This window comes from Robbsia andropogonis, assembly GCF_034047095.1.
GTDB classification, from domain to species: domain Bacteria; phylum Pseudomonadota; class Gammaproteobacteria; order Burkholderiales; family Burkholderiaceae; genus Robbsia; species Robbsia andropogonis.
The window spans coordinates 243,330-259,426 of sequence record NZ_CP139170.1; the positions used below are offsets into that span (position 1 = coordinate 243,330).

The 16,097-nt window shown below is 57.0% G+C and carries 15 protein-coding genes; 4 read left to right on the forward strand and 11 right to left on the reverse strand.

The genetic code is table 11. The annotated features are described in order from the left end of the window. Positions 1–5: 5 nt before the first annotated feature. A complete protein-coding gene (locus SJQ66_RS14630; protein WP_024905942.1) occupies positions 6–587 on the reverse strand; it encodes a TetR/AcrR family transcriptional regulator in 582 nt (193 codons plus the stop codon). A 118-nt stretch (positions 588–705) separates the two neighbouring features. Here SJQ66_RS14630 and SJQ66_RS14635 point away from each other — a divergent pair, with 118 nt between their 5' ends. Beyond that, positions 706–2,115, forward strand: coding sequence for an amidase (locus SJQ66_RS14635; protein WP_320534939.1), 1,410 nt, complete (start codon positions 706–708; stop codon positions 2,113–2,115). Between the two features lie 280 nt (positions 2,116–2,395). On the opposite strand, the gene SJQ66_RS14640 is transcribed toward SJQ66_RS14635, so the two are convergent. Next, positions 2,396–3,643, reverse strand: coding sequence for an MFS transporter (locus SJQ66_RS14640; RefSeq protein ID WP_036013247.1), 1,248 nt, complete (start codon positions 3,641–3,643; stop codon positions 2,396–2,398). Positions 3,644–3,863: 220 nt separating this feature from the next. Further along, positions 3,864–5,024 (reverse strand): FAD-dependent monooxygenase, encoded by a 1,161-nt coding sequence (locus SJQ66_RS14645; protein ID WP_320534940.1) that lies wholly within the window; start codon positions 5,022–5,024, stop codon positions 3,864–3,866. A 115-nt stretch (positions 5,025–5,139) separates the two neighbouring features. Between SJQ66_RS14645 and SJQ66_RS14650 the strand changes: the two genes are divergently transcribed. Continuing rightward, entirely contained in the window at positions 5,140–5,814 is a 675-nt protein-coding gene (locus SJQ66_RS14650; RefSeq protein WP_320534941.1) for a TetR/AcrR family transcriptional regulator, read from the forward strand. 298 nt (positions 5,815–6,112) lie between these two features. Here SJQ66_RS14650 and SJQ66_RS14655 read toward each other — a convergent pair whose 3' ends face one another. Then, positions 6,113–7,003: a LysR substrate-binding domain-containing protein gene (locus SJQ66_RS14655; RefSeq protein WP_046152291.1), complete on the reverse strand. Its 891-nt coding sequence runs from the start codon at positions 7,001–7,003 to the stop codon at positions 6,113–6,115. A gap of 165 nt (positions 7,004–7,168) precedes the next feature. Between SJQ66_RS14655 and SJQ66_RS14660 the strand changes: the two genes are divergently transcribed. Beyond that, a complete protein-coding gene (locus tag SJQ66_RS14660; RefSeq protein ID WP_024905937.1) occupies positions 7,169–7,828 on the forward strand; it encodes an NADPH-dependent F420 reductase in 660 nt (219 codons plus the stop codon). A gap of 196 nt (positions 7,829–8,024) precedes the next feature. Here SJQ66_RS14660 and SJQ66_RS14665 read toward each other — a convergent pair whose 3' ends face one another. From SJQ66_RS14665 to SJQ66_RS14685, 5 genes are all read right to left on the reverse strand, one after another. Further along, positions 8,025–8,981: a SphA family protein gene (locus SJQ66_RS14665; RefSeq protein ID WP_320534942.1), complete on the reverse strand. Its 957-nt coding sequence runs from the start codon at positions 8,979–8,981 to the stop codon at positions 8,025–8,027. Positions 8,982–9,020: 39 nt separating this feature from the next. Continuing rightward, positions 9,021–9,500, reverse strand: a complete 480-nt coding sequence (locus tag SJQ66_RS14670; RefSeq protein ID WP_046152351.1) for a flavin reductase family protein — start codon at positions 9,498–9,500, stop codon at positions 9,021–9,023. A 105-nt stretch (positions 9,501–9,605) separates the two neighbouring features. Then, complete coding sequence (locus SJQ66_RS14675) at positions 9,606–10,835, reverse strand: styrene monooxygenase/indole monooxygenase family protein (RefSeq protein ID WP_036013241.1); 1,230 nt, start codon at positions 10,833–10,835, stop codon at positions 9,606–9,608. Between the two features lie 51 nt (positions 10,836–10,886). Further along, positions 10,887–11,678: an SDR family oxidoreductase gene (locus SJQ66_RS14680; RefSeq protein WP_024905934.1), complete on the reverse strand. Its 792-nt coding sequence runs from the start codon at positions 11,676–11,678 to the stop codon at positions 10,887–10,889. Positions 11,679–11,700: 22 nt separating this feature from the next. Further along, on the reverse strand, positions 11,701–12,948 hold the full coding sequence (locus SJQ66_RS14685) for a dienelactone hydrolase family protein (protein WP_320534943.1): 1,248 nt from the start codon (positions 12,946–12,948) through the stop codon (positions 11,701–11,703). 389 nt (positions 12,949–13,337) lie between these two features. Here SJQ66_RS14685 and SJQ66_RS14690 point away from each other — a divergent pair, with 389 nt between their 5' ends. Then, positions 13,338–14,375 carry an AraC family transcriptional regulator gene (locus SJQ66_RS14690; RefSeq protein ID WP_320534944.1) on the forward strand — a complete coding sequence of 346 codons (1,038 nt, stop codon included), beginning with the start codon at positions 13,338–13,340 and terminating at the stop codon, positions 14,373–14,375. Between the two features lie 77 nt (positions 14,376–14,452). Here the strand turns inward: SJQ66_RS14690 and SJQ66_RS14695 are convergent, their stop codons facing one another. Next, positions 14,453–15,193 carry an ATP-binding cassette domain-containing protein gene (locus SJQ66_RS14695; RefSeq protein WP_051504705.1) on the reverse strand — a complete coding sequence of 247 codons (741 nt, stop codon included), beginning with the start codon at positions 15,191–15,193 and terminating at the stop codon, positions 14,453–14,455. Next, a complete protein-coding gene (ssuC, locus tag SJQ66_RS14700) occupies positions 15,190–15,957 on the reverse strand; it encodes an aliphatic sulfonate ABC transporter permease SsuC (RefSeq protein WP_320535328.1) in 768 nt (255 codons plus the stop codon). The genes SJQ66_RS14695 and ssuC overlap by 4 nt, the downstream gene beginning before the upstream one ends. Positions 15,958–16,097: the final 140 nt, after the last annotated feature.

The following is a 16,097-nucleotide window of genomic DNA, read 5'->3' on the forward strand; positions in this document are numbered from 1 at the left end:
GTCTGTTATTCAGGGATAAGTCCTGCTGTGCGATAGCTGTTTAGCAATGCGTCGAAAAGCGCGATATCCGCTCGGCCGCGCGCCATCAATTGTGCGCCGGAGACCGCCGCGAAAATCGCCCTAGCGCGGTTTTCCGCGTCCGCCACATCCACCATTTCTCCCTGGATAAGGGTGTTTTTCAGCCAGGCGACATTCACTTCGGTAAAGGCAAGGACTTCGACCTTCACCGCTTCGGGGAGATCGTCGTACTCGGCGGTCATGAAACTGCAAAGACAAATGCGGTTATCGCACTCCAGCGATTTACGGAACGTCTCCGGGTATCGATGCAGACATTCCCGGGGAGTTGCTGTCCCCAATGACAACGCCTCCAACCATGCTGCCGATTCTTCCCAATACCGCTTAGCGACGTTCGCGGCAAGGTCCGCCTTGCTTGGAAAGTGGTAGTAAAGGCTCGCCGCTTTGATACCAAGATCTTCGGCCAGGACCCGCATATTGAGTCCGCCATAGCCGTGCGCTTGCGCAATTTTAGTAGCCGCAGCAAGAATTTTTTCGCGCGATGTCGCGCTTGCATGCACCGGGTTCTTCATATGCCGCCGTCGTGAAAAAGGATTGACGAGAAGAAGTATAACGCCTAAAGTTTGCCTAACGAACGTTAGGTAGCTTGATGTTTCGTCATTTATCTTTCTATCCTTTGGAGGTTTCCTGATGAAGACCGACTTATTTTTCAAAGATGCCAGCGCGCTGGCTGAGCTCATTCGCACAAAGGAAGTTTCGCCCGTTGACGTGGTGCAGGCGCATCTGGACCGGATCGAGGCGGTTGATCCAAAAGTCAATGCGATCGTGACGATTGCGGACGACGCACTACGTCACGCGAAAGCCGCGGAAGCGGCCGTTCTGGAGGGGAGGCCATTGGGGCCGTTGCACGGTGTGCAGTTCAGCGTGAAAGATTCAATTGATACAGCAGGGGTATTGACCCAGCGTGGCTCCCCGATCTTCAACGGCCGCCGCCCGGATGTCGATGCCACAAGTGTGGCTCGGATGAAGCAAGCCGGCGGTATTCTGTTGGCAAAAACAAATCTTCCCGAGTTTTCTTATTGGATCGAGAGCGACAATCTGCTCTCCGGCCGATCCAACAATCCTTGGGATCTATCCCGGACACCCGGCGGTTCCAGCGGTGGGGAATCGGCGGCAATTGCGGCGGGTATGTCGCCGCTGGGCTTGGGCACGGACCTCGCTATCTCGGTGCGTGGCCCGGCCGCGCAGACTGGCATCACATCCATGAAGGCCACGCATGGGAGCGTGCCGATGACTGGCATCTGGCCGCGTGCACCGCGCCGCTTCTGGCATGTGGGGCCGATGGCCCGATCGGTGCGTGATATCGCGCTCGCTTATTCGCTATTGCGCGGTCCGGACGGCAAGGATGCTTTTTCCAGCAGTATGGTTCGATTAGATGCAGGAATAGACCATCCCCCTGTGCGTCCGCTGCGAGTCGGCTGGATGGTCGGACCGGGATTCGGCCCGGTTGATGCCGAGGTCGCCGCGACCGTAAAAGCCGCAGCCGAAGCGCTGAGGGGACAAGGCGTTTTTGTCGAGCCGGTCGGTATTCCGGCGCTCGAACGCGATTTCGCTCTCGATGTGTTCAACAAGCTCCACGTCATGGAGATGAAGCCTGCGTTTGCGGCAGCCACTGCTGGTCGGGGTGACGACGAGCTGTATAAAATGGCGAAGACCATGCTCTCATTGCAGGAGACATCGATGGCGGACTATATCGAGGCTGAACAAGCGGCAGAGCGCTTGCGTGACGGGTTTGCAGACTATTTCACGCGGTACGACGCGCTCATCACTCATGTACTGCCCATTCCAGCGCATAAACATGGCGTGGACCGCTTTGTCATCGACGGCCAGACTGTTGATGCCACTTACCTTCAAGGCGCAACGGTTCCGCTCAACGTGACGGGCTTGCCCGGTTTGGCAATGCGATTCGGGACAAGCAAAGAAGGAATGCCAATCAATGTGCAAGTTGTGGGGGCGTGGCAGGCCGAATCCACCATCCTGCACGTCGCATCGCTACTTGAAGCGGTCAGCCCCGTGCGTGACCTGCATCCGTCGCTTTGATATCGATGGAACGCAAGGCGGGCTGTATCAAAAATGTGCAATGCGGAATTGAATAATGCTTGCTGATAGCATGTATGCTGATGCCAAACGCTTGCAGCTCGGAGCCGGAAGACATTGCCCTTTTGTTTGAGCCTTGAGCAGCATCTGATAGTGGTGCAAGTTGTAGCGCCTTGGCTGGCGGAGTCGATTATTCCGCATGTCACCACCCTGTTGAGAGCTGTTAGTTTGTCGCTTGAATGCGTTTTAATATAAGCACGAGAGCGACTGCGGACAGCGCGTTTCACGCCGGCGTTCCAGGGGAGGGCGCGGCGGACATCCCGCCCACCTCCGTCGTTTTGACCCGGCGTATCCAGAACACAGCAAAGACAAGCCCGACCATCGCCACCCAGCCGTTATGTTGATAGCCTTCGATGGCGCCGCTGGCATTCGTCGACAGAAACAGGCCGCCTAACCAGGCACCGCACCCCACGCCCAAAGCCTGAATAGCACTATTTACACTCAGAAAGGCACCCCTATGCATCGGGTCCGGCACCTTGGTCATCAGTGCCTGCAACGGGGTCATCCGTCCAGACATGATCACCATGAAGAATGAAAAAAACGCTAATAAAAAAGCGAACGATAAGTTTGGCAAATGGGTCATGCCAAAAACGGGAATCAGCGCAAGCATGGCCATGATGCGGAATACGCGCTGGCTGCCACACGTATCGACGAGTTTGCCAATCAGGCGCGATGTAAAGAAAGTTGCGGCCCCGCCCACCATATAAATCCAGGAAAGCATAGCGGGCGCAATACCATGATTGGCCACCAACACTGGCGCGATGAAGGGGATGACCACCATTTGCGACGCCATCGAGAAAAACGTCAAGACGAAGGCCACGAGATGGCGCGGATTCGCAAAGATATGCCATAGCGCAGGTAACACCTGCGACAACGTTGGTTGAACCTGATTCAGGTGCGCGTTCAGCACAGGGACGATCCGTGCCCCCCCTACGCAGGCCAATACAGAAAGTACTGTGAGCAGGAAAAACGGCGCAGCCCAACCGAAGTGGGCGCCCAATAATACGCCCGCCGGTACACCCGCAACGCTTGCCAGAGAAAACGCCATCATGATCGTTCCCATGGCTGTACCGCGACGCGCAGGCGGAATCACATCACCCACGATGGCCATGACGACCGAACCTAACACGCCGCCCGTAACACCGGCGAACGCTCGCGCCAACAGCAGTACGGAGAAACTTGGCGACATCGCACAGGCCAAATTCGACAGCGCGAAAAGCGCGTAAATGAAGAGCAGCAGTTTGCGTCGATCGAAGCGGTCTATATAGGTTGCCGCGAACAGGCCGGATAAACCCGAACACCAGGAGTACACCGAGACAGCTGTGGCGAAGCCGGTTGGGCTAATGCCGAAGGTGCGCATGATCTGGGTGCCAAGCGGCATCATCACCATGAAGTCCATGATGACGGTGAACTGCGTGATGGCGAGCAAGGCTAGCAACGAGCGCTCGTTTCGAGAAGTAATGTTGTACATGGGGTACTTTTTGAGAAGTAGGGCCACGAGCGGCGGGGGCTTTGGCGGCTTGGCTTGCTGAGGACTGATGCCTGCAAAACCAGGTTTTGGCCTTGTCGTCTATTGCGGGGGCATGGACGTAGGGACCAAAAACAGCAAGCAAGCGATCATTCTGCGGATCTCGGCAACGTTTTTACGTAACAGCCGCATTACGACCTTGTGCAGCCATTCAAGTAGTCGTTTACAAATCGATTACTCCGGAACCAATTGCACGGTTACGCTCGGCTATCTCTGCCTCGTCAGAGGGGAACATGATCGCCATACCAAAATTGACAGCTTTTTCCTGGATCTCGTCCACAAAGCCGTGCAGCTTGTCGTGGTATTCATGAAATGCGGCCACGTGGTCTTTTCCATGATTGCGTAGGGCATCCCCAAGTCGGGCCGCGCCGACGATCGCCAAAGAGCCTCCCATGCCGGCTACTGGTGAGACGCAATATCCTGCGTCGCCCACTAGCACAACACGCCCTTTAGACCAGAGCGGCATCCTGATCTGGTTTATCTTGTCAAAATAGAAGTCATCGTCGGCGTCCAGATGTTCCAGTATGTCAGATACTTTCCAACCGAGCCCGTCGAAATGGTCGTGAAGCATGCCGCGCTGTTGAGCGCGATTACGATGGTCGTACTCGATTTCTTCGTCGCTTCGAAAGGCAAGTGCAATATCGGTTCGATCATCATAGCCATTCAGGATCGCCGTTTGTCCAGGCACGCTGAAAATTTGCGATACGTTCGCGGGAAGTAAATCCGTCGTGGGGACAACCTTGATGGCAAAGTAGCCGCCCATGAAATGCGAGAAATCATTTGTCTGGCCGAATGCAAGCCGCCGCGTATTGGAGCGGTTTCCATCGCAACCTAACAGCAGCGCATAGTCGCCATAAGCCCCATCGCCGAACCTTACCGCCACGCCATTGGGTCCCTCGGTGATCTGCGCAATCGATCGTCCGAACAAGATCTCGACTTGATGCGCGACGCTTTCTAACAGAATCTCCAGCAGGTCGTCGCGATGGATTTCGTACTTCGCGTCATGCGAAGCCGGTTGCGCAAGCATTTTGCCGACCTCGGTGTCGTCAGCATTCTTAAATTGCAACGTGCGGGGAGGAAGGGCTTTAGCGCGAACGTTGTCGATGATGCCCATGCGCGTAAGGACGTCGATGGCCTCTCCTTCCAGGTCTACAGGCGTCCCGCCTTTTCTCAGTTGCTTGGCGATCTCGACCACCGTGACGTCATAGCCCAACCTGCTCATCCAAAAAGCGCTTGCAAGCCCGGCGAAACTTGCGCCTGAGACAAGCACGCGGGCCCGTGCAGTGGTTCTCGGCTGATTTATCGCATTTTCCGGAGGCGTCATATCGGATTCTCGTGACAATTAAATTGTATACCCAATCCAGTACTATACTGAGTATATATTTATACGCAAGCCAAATGATATACTTGCTCCACCACAAGGACAGCATCGAACGGGCATGGAAGATCAGCTAGATAGAAGAACTCGCAAGCGATTGGCCATGCGTCAGAACATTTCGGACGCGGCGACAAAGCTATTCTTCGAGCGTGGCTTTGACAACGTTACTGTGGACGACATTGCGGAGGCCGCCGACGTGGGGCGCATGACTGTGTTTAACCACTTCGCCCGTAAAGAGGACATGTTCTTTGATCAGGAAGAAGAGGCTCGCGATGTTATCCTGGACGCGGTGCGAACTTGTAAATCGGGCTTAGCGCCCATCGAGGCATTGCGACTATTGGCGTATAGGTTGATTGAGAACGACGCACCCTATATCCGTTTTTTTGAGGGGAGCCGGCGCTTCGTCGAGACGGTTGCGGCTAGCGAAGCACTGAAGGCGCGGGCGCGGGCGATACGAGATGAAGTGGCTCGCGCTTTAAGTGAGTCACTGGCGCTCGTGGTTGATCGACCGTCCGACGATCCTGACGCCCAGCTCGCTGCTCATCTGTTATTAACAACCTGGAGCGTCGCCTTCACTCAAGCGCATGCTGCATATCGGCGCAGCGAAGACGTGGAGATGGCAAAAAATACGTTTTTAGCTGTTGTCGAAAAAGGCGCGATGGGTGTGACGGCTGCGATGATCGGCACCCCCTACGCTCAACACAAATCAGAAAACGGCGCTAGCCAAGACGTTTAATCAAGACATCCGGGTGTTGAGCGAATCTATAGTGGCTTGTCTGTTTCAATCCGCCTTCATTTGGCGCGAAGCTGATCCGATCCGAAAGTTCGGCGAACGGCAGTAACAATACTGTCAGCGCACACGCTATAAACCTTTGGGAACGACCATCCTGGCCGAAATCCGGCCGTCTGTCGAGGATGCCTTTTTGGCCAGTGCAGGCATTCACGCCAATACCCATGAGCAACCGACTTGTGATGCCTTTTTGTCACCTGTTCGAATAACGGGATCTACGATGGAGCGGCTTTCCATCAGCGCTCTAACCGAGCGTACGCATCGCCGTGTCAATGAAAGAGCGAAGCTTTGGTGTTTGCCGTTTGTCGGGGGAAAATAACAGATGTATTGGGCGAAGCGGTGCTTCATAGTCGGGCAATATTTGCGTCACCTCACCTCTAGACATCGATTCATGGATGAGATCCCTGCCGCCCATGACGATACCGAAGCCTTTTCGGGCAGCGTTCAATAGGGACACGCCATCATTAACGAACATTCTGCTTCGCACATTGACTGTATGGGAAATACCGTCTTTCCTGAAGCGCCATAGATTTTCCACGGAACGGGAATGAAATGAATATCCGAGGCACTCGTGTTGTTCGAGGTCTGATGGCGTGCGCGGCACCCCGTGTTTTTCCAAATACGCGGACGAAGCACAAACAATCAGTTGATAGGGTGCCAACGGTCGCGCGATAAGCCCGGGAGGCGGCGCCGCGCCGATACGGAACGCCATCTCGACGCCATCCTCTACGATGTCGACCAGACGGTCCGTGAGCTCTAATTCCACGGTCACTTCCGGGTGCATTTGCAAATAGGCGGCCACCAGTGGCGCAATACTGTGGGCGCCAAAGGTTACCGGTGCGGTGACACGGAGACGGCCGCGCGGCGTTCCTTTCTGAACGGCGGCTAAGGAGTCAGCCTCCTCGGCTTCGGCCAATATGAGTTGGCACTTCTCATAGTACATTGCGCCTATTTCGGTAAGGCTTTGCCTTCTTGTCGTTCGGTTTAGAAGCTTTGCCCCAAGGCGGTCTTCCAATGTACTGACGTGCTTGGCAACCATTTGCGGTGAAAGACGCAGGGCGCTTGCTGCCGCTGCGAACGAGCCGGTGTCAGACGCCTTGACGAAAACGGCCATGCTGGTCAGTCGGTCGAGCATTCGACGCTCCCAATGGCGAATGTAACAACTACATCTCTATTTATCTTCATATGGCAGTCAATCTACCATGAGTTGCGTAGGCGAAAAGGCTCATGGCCACGACCTGCATATGCGGAATCAGTTTGAACCTGCCTGCAGGCTCGCACTCTAGAGAGAGATACACATATGAAAATAGGCATTATTGGCGCCGGATTCATTGGACGCGCTGTTGCAAAATTGAGCCTGGCGGCGGGACATGACGTGATGGTCAGTAACTCGCGTGGGCCAAAGTCATTGAGTAGCATCCCGAGTGGTATCGGCTGCCAGGTTGGCACGGTGGAAGAGGCCGCATCCTTTGGTAACATCGTGCTGCTTGCCATCCCGTTCAGTGCATACACATCGATTGCACCACAGCTACTTGCGGGAAAAATTTTGATGGATGCGAACAATTACTACCCGGACCGCGACGGCAATATTGCTCCGCTTGACCGACATGAAACGACTACTAGCGAAATGACGGCAAAGCATTTCGCGAGTGCCAAGGTCGTGAAGACATTCAATGCCATTCTCGCGAAGGATCTGGAAGAAGACGGCAGACCTGCTGGCGCATCCGACAGGCGCGCCCTCCCGATTGCCGGCGACGATATCGGCGCGAAAGCAACAGTCGCAGATCTTCTTGATCAGATGGGATTCGATTGCGTTGATGCCGGTAGCCTGAAGGACAGTTGGCGCTTTGAACGCGCGAAGCCGGCCTATTGCATCCGTCTTGATGCCGAGAATTTGACAAAAGCGTTGGCAGCAGCGGAGCGTGACGTTGAGGTTGAACACGGGGCATGGCGGCAATAAACGTCACCGTTTCGAACTCATGGCGGGCCCCATTTTCAATGTAAGCGCGACATCGGTCCCTTCTGCACAGTGCAGCAGGCCCGGTCGTTCAGCGATATGGCGGCCGGTGCCACGTCCGGTGCGATGCTTACAGTCTGATGCTGATGTGCCGAGCAAACGCAATCGAGCCGTACGACTATCCCTTATTAGCGGCGCTTCACTGAAAGTGGTGCGCGTAGCGAAGTACCACCCGGCTACCTTCCGGGCGGTTGCGTGCATTCGCTTCGAAATACGCATTGAACATAACGTGATCATGTTTGGAGAAGCTGTACATAACGCCTGGGCCGATTGCCCAGACAGCCTCACGTTGTCCAGATACGTTCTGGCCGTTCACCTTCAAATCCGTAATCTGCCTTAGCCAATAGCCATTGAGCCCGATTCGCAAGTTAGGCATGACCGCATACTCGGTGGCGAAGTTTGCGTGTAATGCCTGCCCGGCCTGCGATGTATCCACATCGTTGCCCAGGCTTTGCAACGGGCGGTTGTTTTTCGCGTTCCACAGATAGTGCAGCCGCCATGAAATGCTCCACTTAGGGGTCAACCAGAGGGTGGCGGCCCAGTAAGGATCCAGCGACCAGAAGCCGCTACCGGGATTGACTGCCTTGCTTGGATCATAGGCTCCGGTAGGCGCAATGATCTGGAACTCGAAACGCTGAACAAAACGGGGTCCGTTTGCGCCCATCACCGGATTGAATTGAATAAAGGGCCCAAAGAGCAGGTCACCAAAGCCGGGGCGGCTGTTCAACGCGACGTTGCCGAGACCATCGTCGGTGTGCGCCGATGCGACCCATGGCAGCAGTACATCGATACCGGGTTGTGCACCGGCGAATTTGAAGCGCGACAGATACACCAATTGCGTCAAGCCCGCGAAGATATCGATGTTCTGCTTCGGCAACCCCACTTTATTTCCCGCATTATCGTTGACGCGAGACGCGGTGTAGTACTCCAGATATTGCGTGCCGTACCATCCGGGCCCGGCGGGCGGTGCTCCGTCAAGAAAGCTGGTGAAGCCAAGGTTGACGGTGGGAAGGTCGCTGGCCAGAACGGTCGCTGAGCAGAGCAAGTTGAACAGGACGGAGCAGGACAAAAGCGTGCGGGGAAAAAGGCGTTTCATTGCATCACCTATTATAATAAGTATTACATAATTAAAGACTTATAGAACATTCGGATGATTGGCGACGATGCGGTATTGACCCAAATGAAAAACGAGTGGAGCATGGCCTTTCGCTTCGAAATGCTCGACTTGGCCAATGAAGATAAGATGATCTCCGCCGTCGTATTGCGTGACGTTGCGACAGATAAAGCAGGCACTGCAGTCGTTCAGTACCATCGTGCCACCCATGCTTTCCCGATATTCCACCCCGGCGTACTTGTCCGGAGAGGGTTGGGAGAACTGGCGTGATAAGGCGATTTGCGCTTGTGTCAGCACGTTGATGGCGAAATATCCGGCACCAGCAAAGTCGTCGCGGCTGGGCGATGTTTTGCCCAGACTCCACAGCACCAGTGGTGGATCGAGTGAGAGCGAGGCGAAGGAATTCGCGGTCAAGCCGATCTTTCGTCCGTCCTGCGCCGTTGCGGTGATGACAGTAATGCCGGTGGGATACTGACCGAATGCATTGCGTAGCGCACGCATCGCGGTCGCGATGTCGTTCGACGGCACGGCCGCAGGTGTCGGGCTGGCCCGCGAAGTGGTATCGGAAGGACGGGACATGCTGTTCTCCTAGTTCTGTCGGTTCGTTCAGGCGGCGTACTCTCTGAGCATTGCCGAGCAGGCCCGCGCGTCAAACCACCATGGTGCGAATGTGCGAGGATCGTCGAAGCCGTTGGCAATGCGCGATGCAAGCATGGGTGCCTTGGCGGCGCTCTGGAGCAAGGTAAGAATGTGCGGCGGCGCCGGCGTCAGAAGCGAGTTGGTCCAATCGACGACCGATTTCGCGTATGACCAGTAGCGGTCGAAAGTCTGTTGCATCCAGTGCTCGTCGAACGCCGCGTCGGCCCGTTCGACGATGGCGGCCAGGTAGACCTTGGCGCATTTAGCCGCGTTGTTCGCCCCTTGGCCGGTAATCGGGTCGTTGACGACTACTGCGTCGCCGAGACCCAGTACGGTCTTGCCTGATGGCAATGTGAGGCAGGGATTGCGGACGGTCGGCGCGAAGCGTCCGGCCAGTACGCCGTTGTGGTCGGACAAGGCAACATTCGCACAACGTTCGGCTTCCCATGGCAGGAAACGGCGAAGGATGGCCAAGCTGGTTTCGAGATGGTGCTCCGGCGACTTCACGTCCGCCCAGCAGTCCATCGGGCCACCTGGGATACCTTCGAACACCATGATTTCGCACGGTCCGGTGGTCGTTAGCGCGGGAAAGACGAAGTACTCACCAACCCCCGGAATCAGATTGAAGCGCACGCGCGAATACGGTGTGGTTGGTGTCATCCCGGTCACATACGTCAGCGCCAGCGCTCGCTGCGGTTTGTCGAACGGACTACGCTCGGCGTTGCGGCCCAGCCGGTTGACGATCTCGCCTTTGCCGGCGGCGAGCAATACCATATCGTGGGTGTGTGCGAGCTGCTCCATTTCCGGGATACCCACGTCGCAGATCCGCACGTCGGCACCGCGTTGCGCCACCGCTTCCAGCCATCCCGACATCTTGACGCGTTGATCCACCGACTGCGCAGGCTTCGACAGCGGGGAGGCCCAGTTAATCAACGTGGCACCGAAGTTTTCCGGATGCGGTACGGTGAACCCGATCCCGTCGATCGTGGGGCAGGAATCGCCCCACCAATTCAAATTGAGGTCGCGCTCGATTTGCAGTGCCGAGTCGAACATGCACTGACTCGACATGATCTTGCCCGTGCGGATTTCCTCCGCCGTGCGATTGGTCGCAAGCGTGATCTCGTACCCGTGGTCGAGCAATGCAAGCGCGAGCTGCAGTCCGGCCTGTCCGGCACCAACGATGGCGATTTTTCTCATAATAGTGAACTCGATCTGAAACGATTGATGGGGACCCCCGACTTACGCGGGCTATTCGGCTAATTTCGGGATGGCCGCAACGGCTTGCTCCGGGCCCATGGTGGAATAACCACCATCCACGGCGTAGTCGGCACCGGTGACGAAGCTCGCCGCGTCTGAACAGAGAAACGTCACGACATGCGCGACTTCAGCAGGGTCGCCCACGCGACCGAGCAAATGGTAGGGCGCTGCCACGCGATTGGTTTTGGCGCGATCACCGTGCGTCAACTGATCCATCACGCGGGACCAGGTCCAGCCCGGCGAGACCGAATTGACACGGATGCCGTCCGGTGCAAGATCCATTGCCATGCTGCGAGTGAGTGCTTTGATGGCGGCTTTCGAGGTTGGATAGAGCCACCGGCCCGTTTGCGCGCACCCTGCCGATATCGAGCTGAAGTTGACAACGGCGCCACCGCCGCGCTTGAGCATATGTGGATGTGCCGCTTTGACCAGCATGACCGCCGAAATGACATTCACGTCGAACGCGGAAAGCCAATCCTTGCGCGTGGCCCGAAAGCCGTCATCGTTATAACTGCAGGCCAGATTGACGATGATGTCGATGCCACCGAAACGCCTGACTGTTTCCTCCACGGCATCGGCAACGGCGCGATCGTCCGTGATGTCCGTCTCGATAAAGACGTCGTCGACGCCAAGTGCTTCGCCAAGCAACGCACCATTGTTGGCGTCGATATCGAGAACCGCTATTTTCGCGCCGGCCATCGCCAGGTCTTTTGCGACGGCTGCGCCGATCAGTGTGGCACCACCGGTAACGATGGCGACCTTTCCTGCAAGTGAATGCGTCATGATGTGCTCCAGGATGTGAAGATCAGCGTCGTGCATCGTTTGCCGGTTCGCTGTGCCGCCAGCGCTGCATCAATCTATTCGACGGCACGGTTTCATCTAGCAATTTGCGCGCGGTATCCACACCGGTGGTCGGGAGGCCGTTCGGGTCGAGTAGCCCGATCTGCACCAGCACGCTGGCCTGATCCCAATAGATATGCTCGTGATAGAGCTTGTCGCCACGAAACTTGACGATCGCGAGCAGCGCGATCTCGACACGCTTGCCCGTAGGGGCAATGCCAGGCAGCATCCAGTCGATCTCGGTCGTGTGCGTGAAGCGGAATATCATTTCGTCCACTATTTGTGTCGCACCAATCGTGCGCGAGATCGGCGTCATCTCGGTATCGGGCGGATTGGCATGGACGAAATGATGGCGATAGAAACGTGCGAGTTCCGTATGGCCAACACCACCAGTCAGCGTTGGAATATGGTTCACATACGGCTCGCTGACCATCGTTGCCATGGTGGCATCGACATCACGCGTGGCGAATTCATGTAGCAGGTGTGCTTCCCACAGTGCTGAAAGATCATAGTGCGGCCCCATCGTTTTACGGAATGCGGCAATCGCGCGCTCATGCGCCATCATCGAGGCGGGCTTGTTGAAATGGTTGCCACCTTTACGGGCAAAGCCGTGATCCACGCGCGGATAGACATACACTTCGATGTTTTTCTTGCCCGCTAGCGCGGTGGCAATACGCGCCTGTGCCTCGGGCGGGCAGAAGCTGTCTCGTTCGGGGATATTCAGTACAAGGCGCCCCTTGATGTCCGCGGCTTCCACCAGCGCGTTTTCGATGCCGACGCCGTAGTAACTGACCGCGCACGCAACCGGGAGACGGCATGCGCACAGATAAGCGAGTTTGCCGCCAAGGCAGAATCCCAATACGCCAGTCTCACCGACGCATTCCGGCAGGGCGCGGAGCACGGTGAGCGCGGCGTCGATATCCGCGACGCCGAGGTCTTCGTCGTAGTGGCTATAGAGATCGAGCGCGCGCGCGAAATCCGCCTCCGTGTAACCCAGTTCGATGCCGGGTTCCGCGCGCCAGAACAAGTCGGGAACGAGGACGGTGTAGCCTTCCTCCGCATAGTAGTCCGCCAACTCCCGCATCGTGGCGTTGACGCCGAAAATCTCATGGCACAGCACGATCCCCGGACCCTTGCCTTGCGCCGGGCATGCCAGATACGCGCGAAATGTGCCGCCGTTTCGTGCGGGAATATCGATGTATCTTCCTTTCATGGCGGTTTCTACTCTCGTTTGATGTCGAGACTAGTGTTCGATGCCTAAATAAACGGTTCTATCCGCTTTATCCGGCGGATATCCACGGACTCCGGAAAACGACAAAGGCGATACGAGCGCGAGTTGTGGTGTAAGGCCGCCAAGCGTACGGAAATAACGAAAAAGAAGCGGGTACGGGTAAAGGAGGGTGGCCGCTCGAATACCGGTGGCTTAGAGTGCAAATCGATTGCGTGATGGCCTGGTTCTTGCGTTTTCGGCTTTTATAGAGCACGGAAGCGATGCCACTATCCGAATCCTCCACGCGGCTATCCACTTTCTCGGGATGGCTGCACGGGATTGGGGTATCGCGCACAGGGCAGGTGCAAAATGGATGGTCCTGGAGAACTTCGATGACGCCTTTTTCCGTCGTCCCCTCGCTGGCCGGTGCGGCTTGCTTCAATGAAAGCAGCCTGCTGTTGGAGTCAGGCGATTTTGACGAAGTGCGCGAGCGCGTGGGCGCCGTATTCAAGCCGCACAAGCTCGCGTTTGCAGGGTGCTCCGAGCGCTTCGTTAGCCGGATGCATCGTGCGCAATACGGCAATCTGACACTGAACCTGCTCGATTACGGCGCCGATGTAACGATCGATCCAGAACGACTCGGCAGTTTCTTCCTGTTGCAAATGCCCCTGCAGGGCGGTGCGGTGATCGAATGCGGCGATAAATATTTCGACTCATCGCCGCATGTCGCGTCTTTCGTTTCGCCCACGCTGCCGTTGCGGATGCGATGGCGGCATTGTCCGCAAGTCGTGCTGCGCATCGAGCGCGATGCGCTCGAGCGGCACTGCGCCAGCCATTTCGGCGGCGAGGGACGTCGCGTCGTGGAGTTCGATCCGTCGTTCGAGATGACCTCGCCGTCCGCGCTATGCTTGTTGCCGTTACTACGCCTGCTGGCGGATGCGCTTGGCGATCCCGCGCATCCGTTACGGAATCCGTTGGCCTACGAACAATTCGAATCGACGATTCTCAATGCACTGATCTATGGGCAGGCCAATAATGCGCGGGACGGCATACGTGCGTCCCACCGGCCGTTGGCGCCGTTTTACGTCAAACGTGTCGAGGAATATATTCGGGCGCATTTGCATGAGCCGCTGACGATCGAGCAGCTTGCTGAGTTTTCCGGCGTCAGCGCCAGCACGTTGTTTGCCGGATTCAGGAATCGCCATGGCGTCAGCCCGATGGTCTGGGTGCGCCAGGCGCGTCTCCAGCAAGTCCGTGACGAACTGCGTGGCAAGCATGGCGAGCCGCGATCGGTCACCGATGTTGCATTGAAATGGGGGTTTTCTCACCTGGGCCGATTTGCGATGGAGTACAAGCGCACGTTCGGTGAATCGCCATCGTCGTCATTGCGTCAAGTAGGCCGTAAATCGCGTGATGACTCTTGCTGCTAAGGCAGGGGCCGCCACCAATCGATGTTGCGAGACTGCGTGATGAACGTATATGTGCCGGGACACGGCGGCGCGATACCCTACCGTGCCAGCACGCGACGCAGCACTGCAGCCTCGATACGTGCAAAAGTTTCATCGCCCCGTTGACGCGGCCGAGGGAGGTCCACCCGCTGATCCATCACGATCTGCCCGGCTTCGATCATGATGACGCGATCCGCCAATGCAACGGCCTCCTGCACGTCATGCGTGACGAGCAGTGCGGTGAATTTCTGAGATTGCCACAGCGTCTCGATCAACGAATGCATTTCGATGCGCGTCAACGCGTCGAGCGCGCCAAGCGGCTCGTCCAACAACAGCACGCGCGGTCGACGGACCAACGCGCGCGCCAATGCCACGCGTTGTCTTTGCCCGCCGGAAAGCACCGCCGGCCACTCCGCTGCGCGATCCGACAGGCCGACCGCTCGCAGGGCGGATCGTGCCTTGTCGGCGCCATCCTTGCCTAATCCGATCGCGACATTGTCCAGCGCGTTTTTCCATGGCAGTAGACGCGCATCCTGAAACATCAAGCGCAGGCTGGCGCGATCAACGGACAGATAGCCGGAGTCAGGTTCGTCGAGGCCCGCGATGGTCCTCAGCAAGGTGCTCTTGCCACAACCGCTGCGGCCGACGATCGCGACGAATTCGCCTTCTCGCACCTGCAAGTCGATATGTCGCAACACATGCTGTTCACCGTAATGCTTCGACAGGCGTCTGATATCCACGGCGGCGGATGCCGCGTCGACGTCGGTGACCGGTTGGCTCCCAGCCAAGGTGACGCTCATCGTTTCACCCCACGTTTCTGGTGTTCGGGGTGCCACTTCAAGAGCCAGTGTTCCAACGCTTTTGCAAACAGGTCCGCGAGCTTGCCAAGGATGGCGTACAACAGAATACCAACCAGGACGATATCGGTCTGGAGGAATTCCCGTGCGTTCATCGTCATATAGCCGATACCGGATTGCGCGGATACGGTTTCCGCGACGATCAGCATCACCCACATCAAGCCCAGCGCGAACCGCACGCCAACGAGAATGGACGGTAATGCGCCAGGGAGAATGACATCGCGAATCAGTGGCCAACCTTGCAAGTCATAGCTTTTCGCCATCTCGATCAATGCCCGATCCACGGTGCGTATGCCATGGAAGGTATTGATGTAGATCGGGAAGAATACGCCGATGGCGACCAGGAACAGCTTGGCGCTTTCATCGATGCCGAACCACAGGATCACCAGTGGAATCATCGCCAAAGGCGGGATATTGCGCACCATCTGCAGCGTGGTATCGGTCAGCAATTCAGACAGGCGCGAGAGGCCATTCGCGAGGCCAAACGCGAGTCCCAAAATACCACCGATCGCGAGGCCTGACAGGGCCCGCACGGTACTGGCTTCCAGGTCGGTCCATAGCTCGCCCGACCGAGATAATGCCAACGCCGCGCGCACGACCGCGAGCGGTTCCGGAAGCACCCGTGAGGACAGATGTCCGCTACGCGAAGCGAGCTCCCATAACGCCAGTAAAAGCAGGGGAACGAGCCACGGCGCCGTTCGATACATCGCATGAACGAGACGCCGACCGTAAGGTCGCGAAGACAACCGGGACGATTTTTCCCCGACGTGAACCTTGCCTGCGTGCGCGCCGTCAATGCCTTTATCGGCATTGGGACGCTGGCCTGCGTGTAGTGGCCCGAGGCGGC

What these genes read in the sequence shown, in the direction of transcription:
- SJQ66_RS14630 (WP_024905942.1), bottom strand. Translation starts at nt 587, where the DNA reads ATGAAGAACCCGGTGCATGCAAGCGCGACATCGCGCGAAAAAATTCTT.
- SJQ66_RS14635 (WP_320534939.1), top strand. Translation starts at nt 706, where the DNA reads ATGAAGACCGACTTATTTTTCAAAGATGCCAGCGCGCTGGCTGAGCTC.
- SJQ66_RS14640 (WP_036013247.1), bottom strand. Translation starts at nt 3,643, where the DNA reads ATGTACAACATTACTTCTCGAAACGAGCGCTCGTTGCTAGCCTTGCTC.
- SJQ66_RS14645 (WP_320534940.1), bottom strand. Translation starts at nt 5,024, where the DNA reads ATGACGCCTCCGGAAAATGCGATAAATCAGCCGAGAACCACTGCACGG.
- SJQ66_RS14650 (WP_320534941.1), top strand. Translation starts at nt 5,140, where the DNA reads ATGGAAGATCAGCTAGATAGAAGAACTCGCAAGCGATTGGCCATGCGT.
- SJQ66_RS14655 (WP_046152291.1), bottom strand. Translation starts at nt 7,003, where the DNA reads ATGCTCGACCGACTGACCAGCATGGCCGTTTTCGTCAAGGCGTCTGAC.
- SJQ66_RS14660 (WP_024905937.1), top strand. Translation starts at nt 7,169, where the DNA reads ATGAAAATAGGCATTATTGGCGCCGGATTCATTGGACGCGCTGTTGCA.
- SJQ66_RS14665 (WP_320534942.1), bottom strand. Translation starts at nt 8,981, where the DNA reads ATGAAACGCCTTTTTCCCCGCACGCTTTTGTCCTGCTCCGTCCTGTTC.
- SJQ66_RS14670 (WP_046152351.1), bottom strand. Translation starts at nt 9,500, where the DNA reads ATGCGTGCGCTACGCAATGCATTCGGTCAGTATCCCACCGGCATTACT.
- SJQ66_RS14675 (WP_036013241.1), bottom strand. Translation starts at nt 10,835, where the DNA reads ATGAGAAAAATCGCCATCGTTGGTGCCGGACAGGCCGGACTGCAGCTC.
- SJQ66_RS14680 (WP_024905934.1), bottom strand. Translation starts at nt 11,678, where the DNA reads ATGACGCATTCACTTGCAGGAAAGGTCGCCATCGTTACCGGTGGTGCC.
- SJQ66_RS14685 (WP_320534943.1), bottom strand. Translation starts at nt 12,948, where the DNA reads ATGAAAGGAAGATACATCGATATTCCCGCACGAAACGGCGGCACATTT.
- SJQ66_RS14690 (WP_320534944.1), top strand. Translation starts at nt 13,338, where the DNA reads ATGACGCCTTTTTCCGTCGTCCCCTCGCTGGCCGGTGCGGCTTGCTTC.
- SJQ66_RS14695 (WP_051504705.1), bottom strand. Translation starts at nt 15,193, where the DNA reads ATGAGCGTCACCTTGGCTGGGAGCCAACCGGTCACCGACGTCGACGCG.
- ssuC (WP_320535328.1), bottom strand. Translation starts at nt 15,957, where the DNA reads ATGTATCGAACGGCGCCGTGGCTCGTTCCCCTGCTTTTACTGGCGTTA.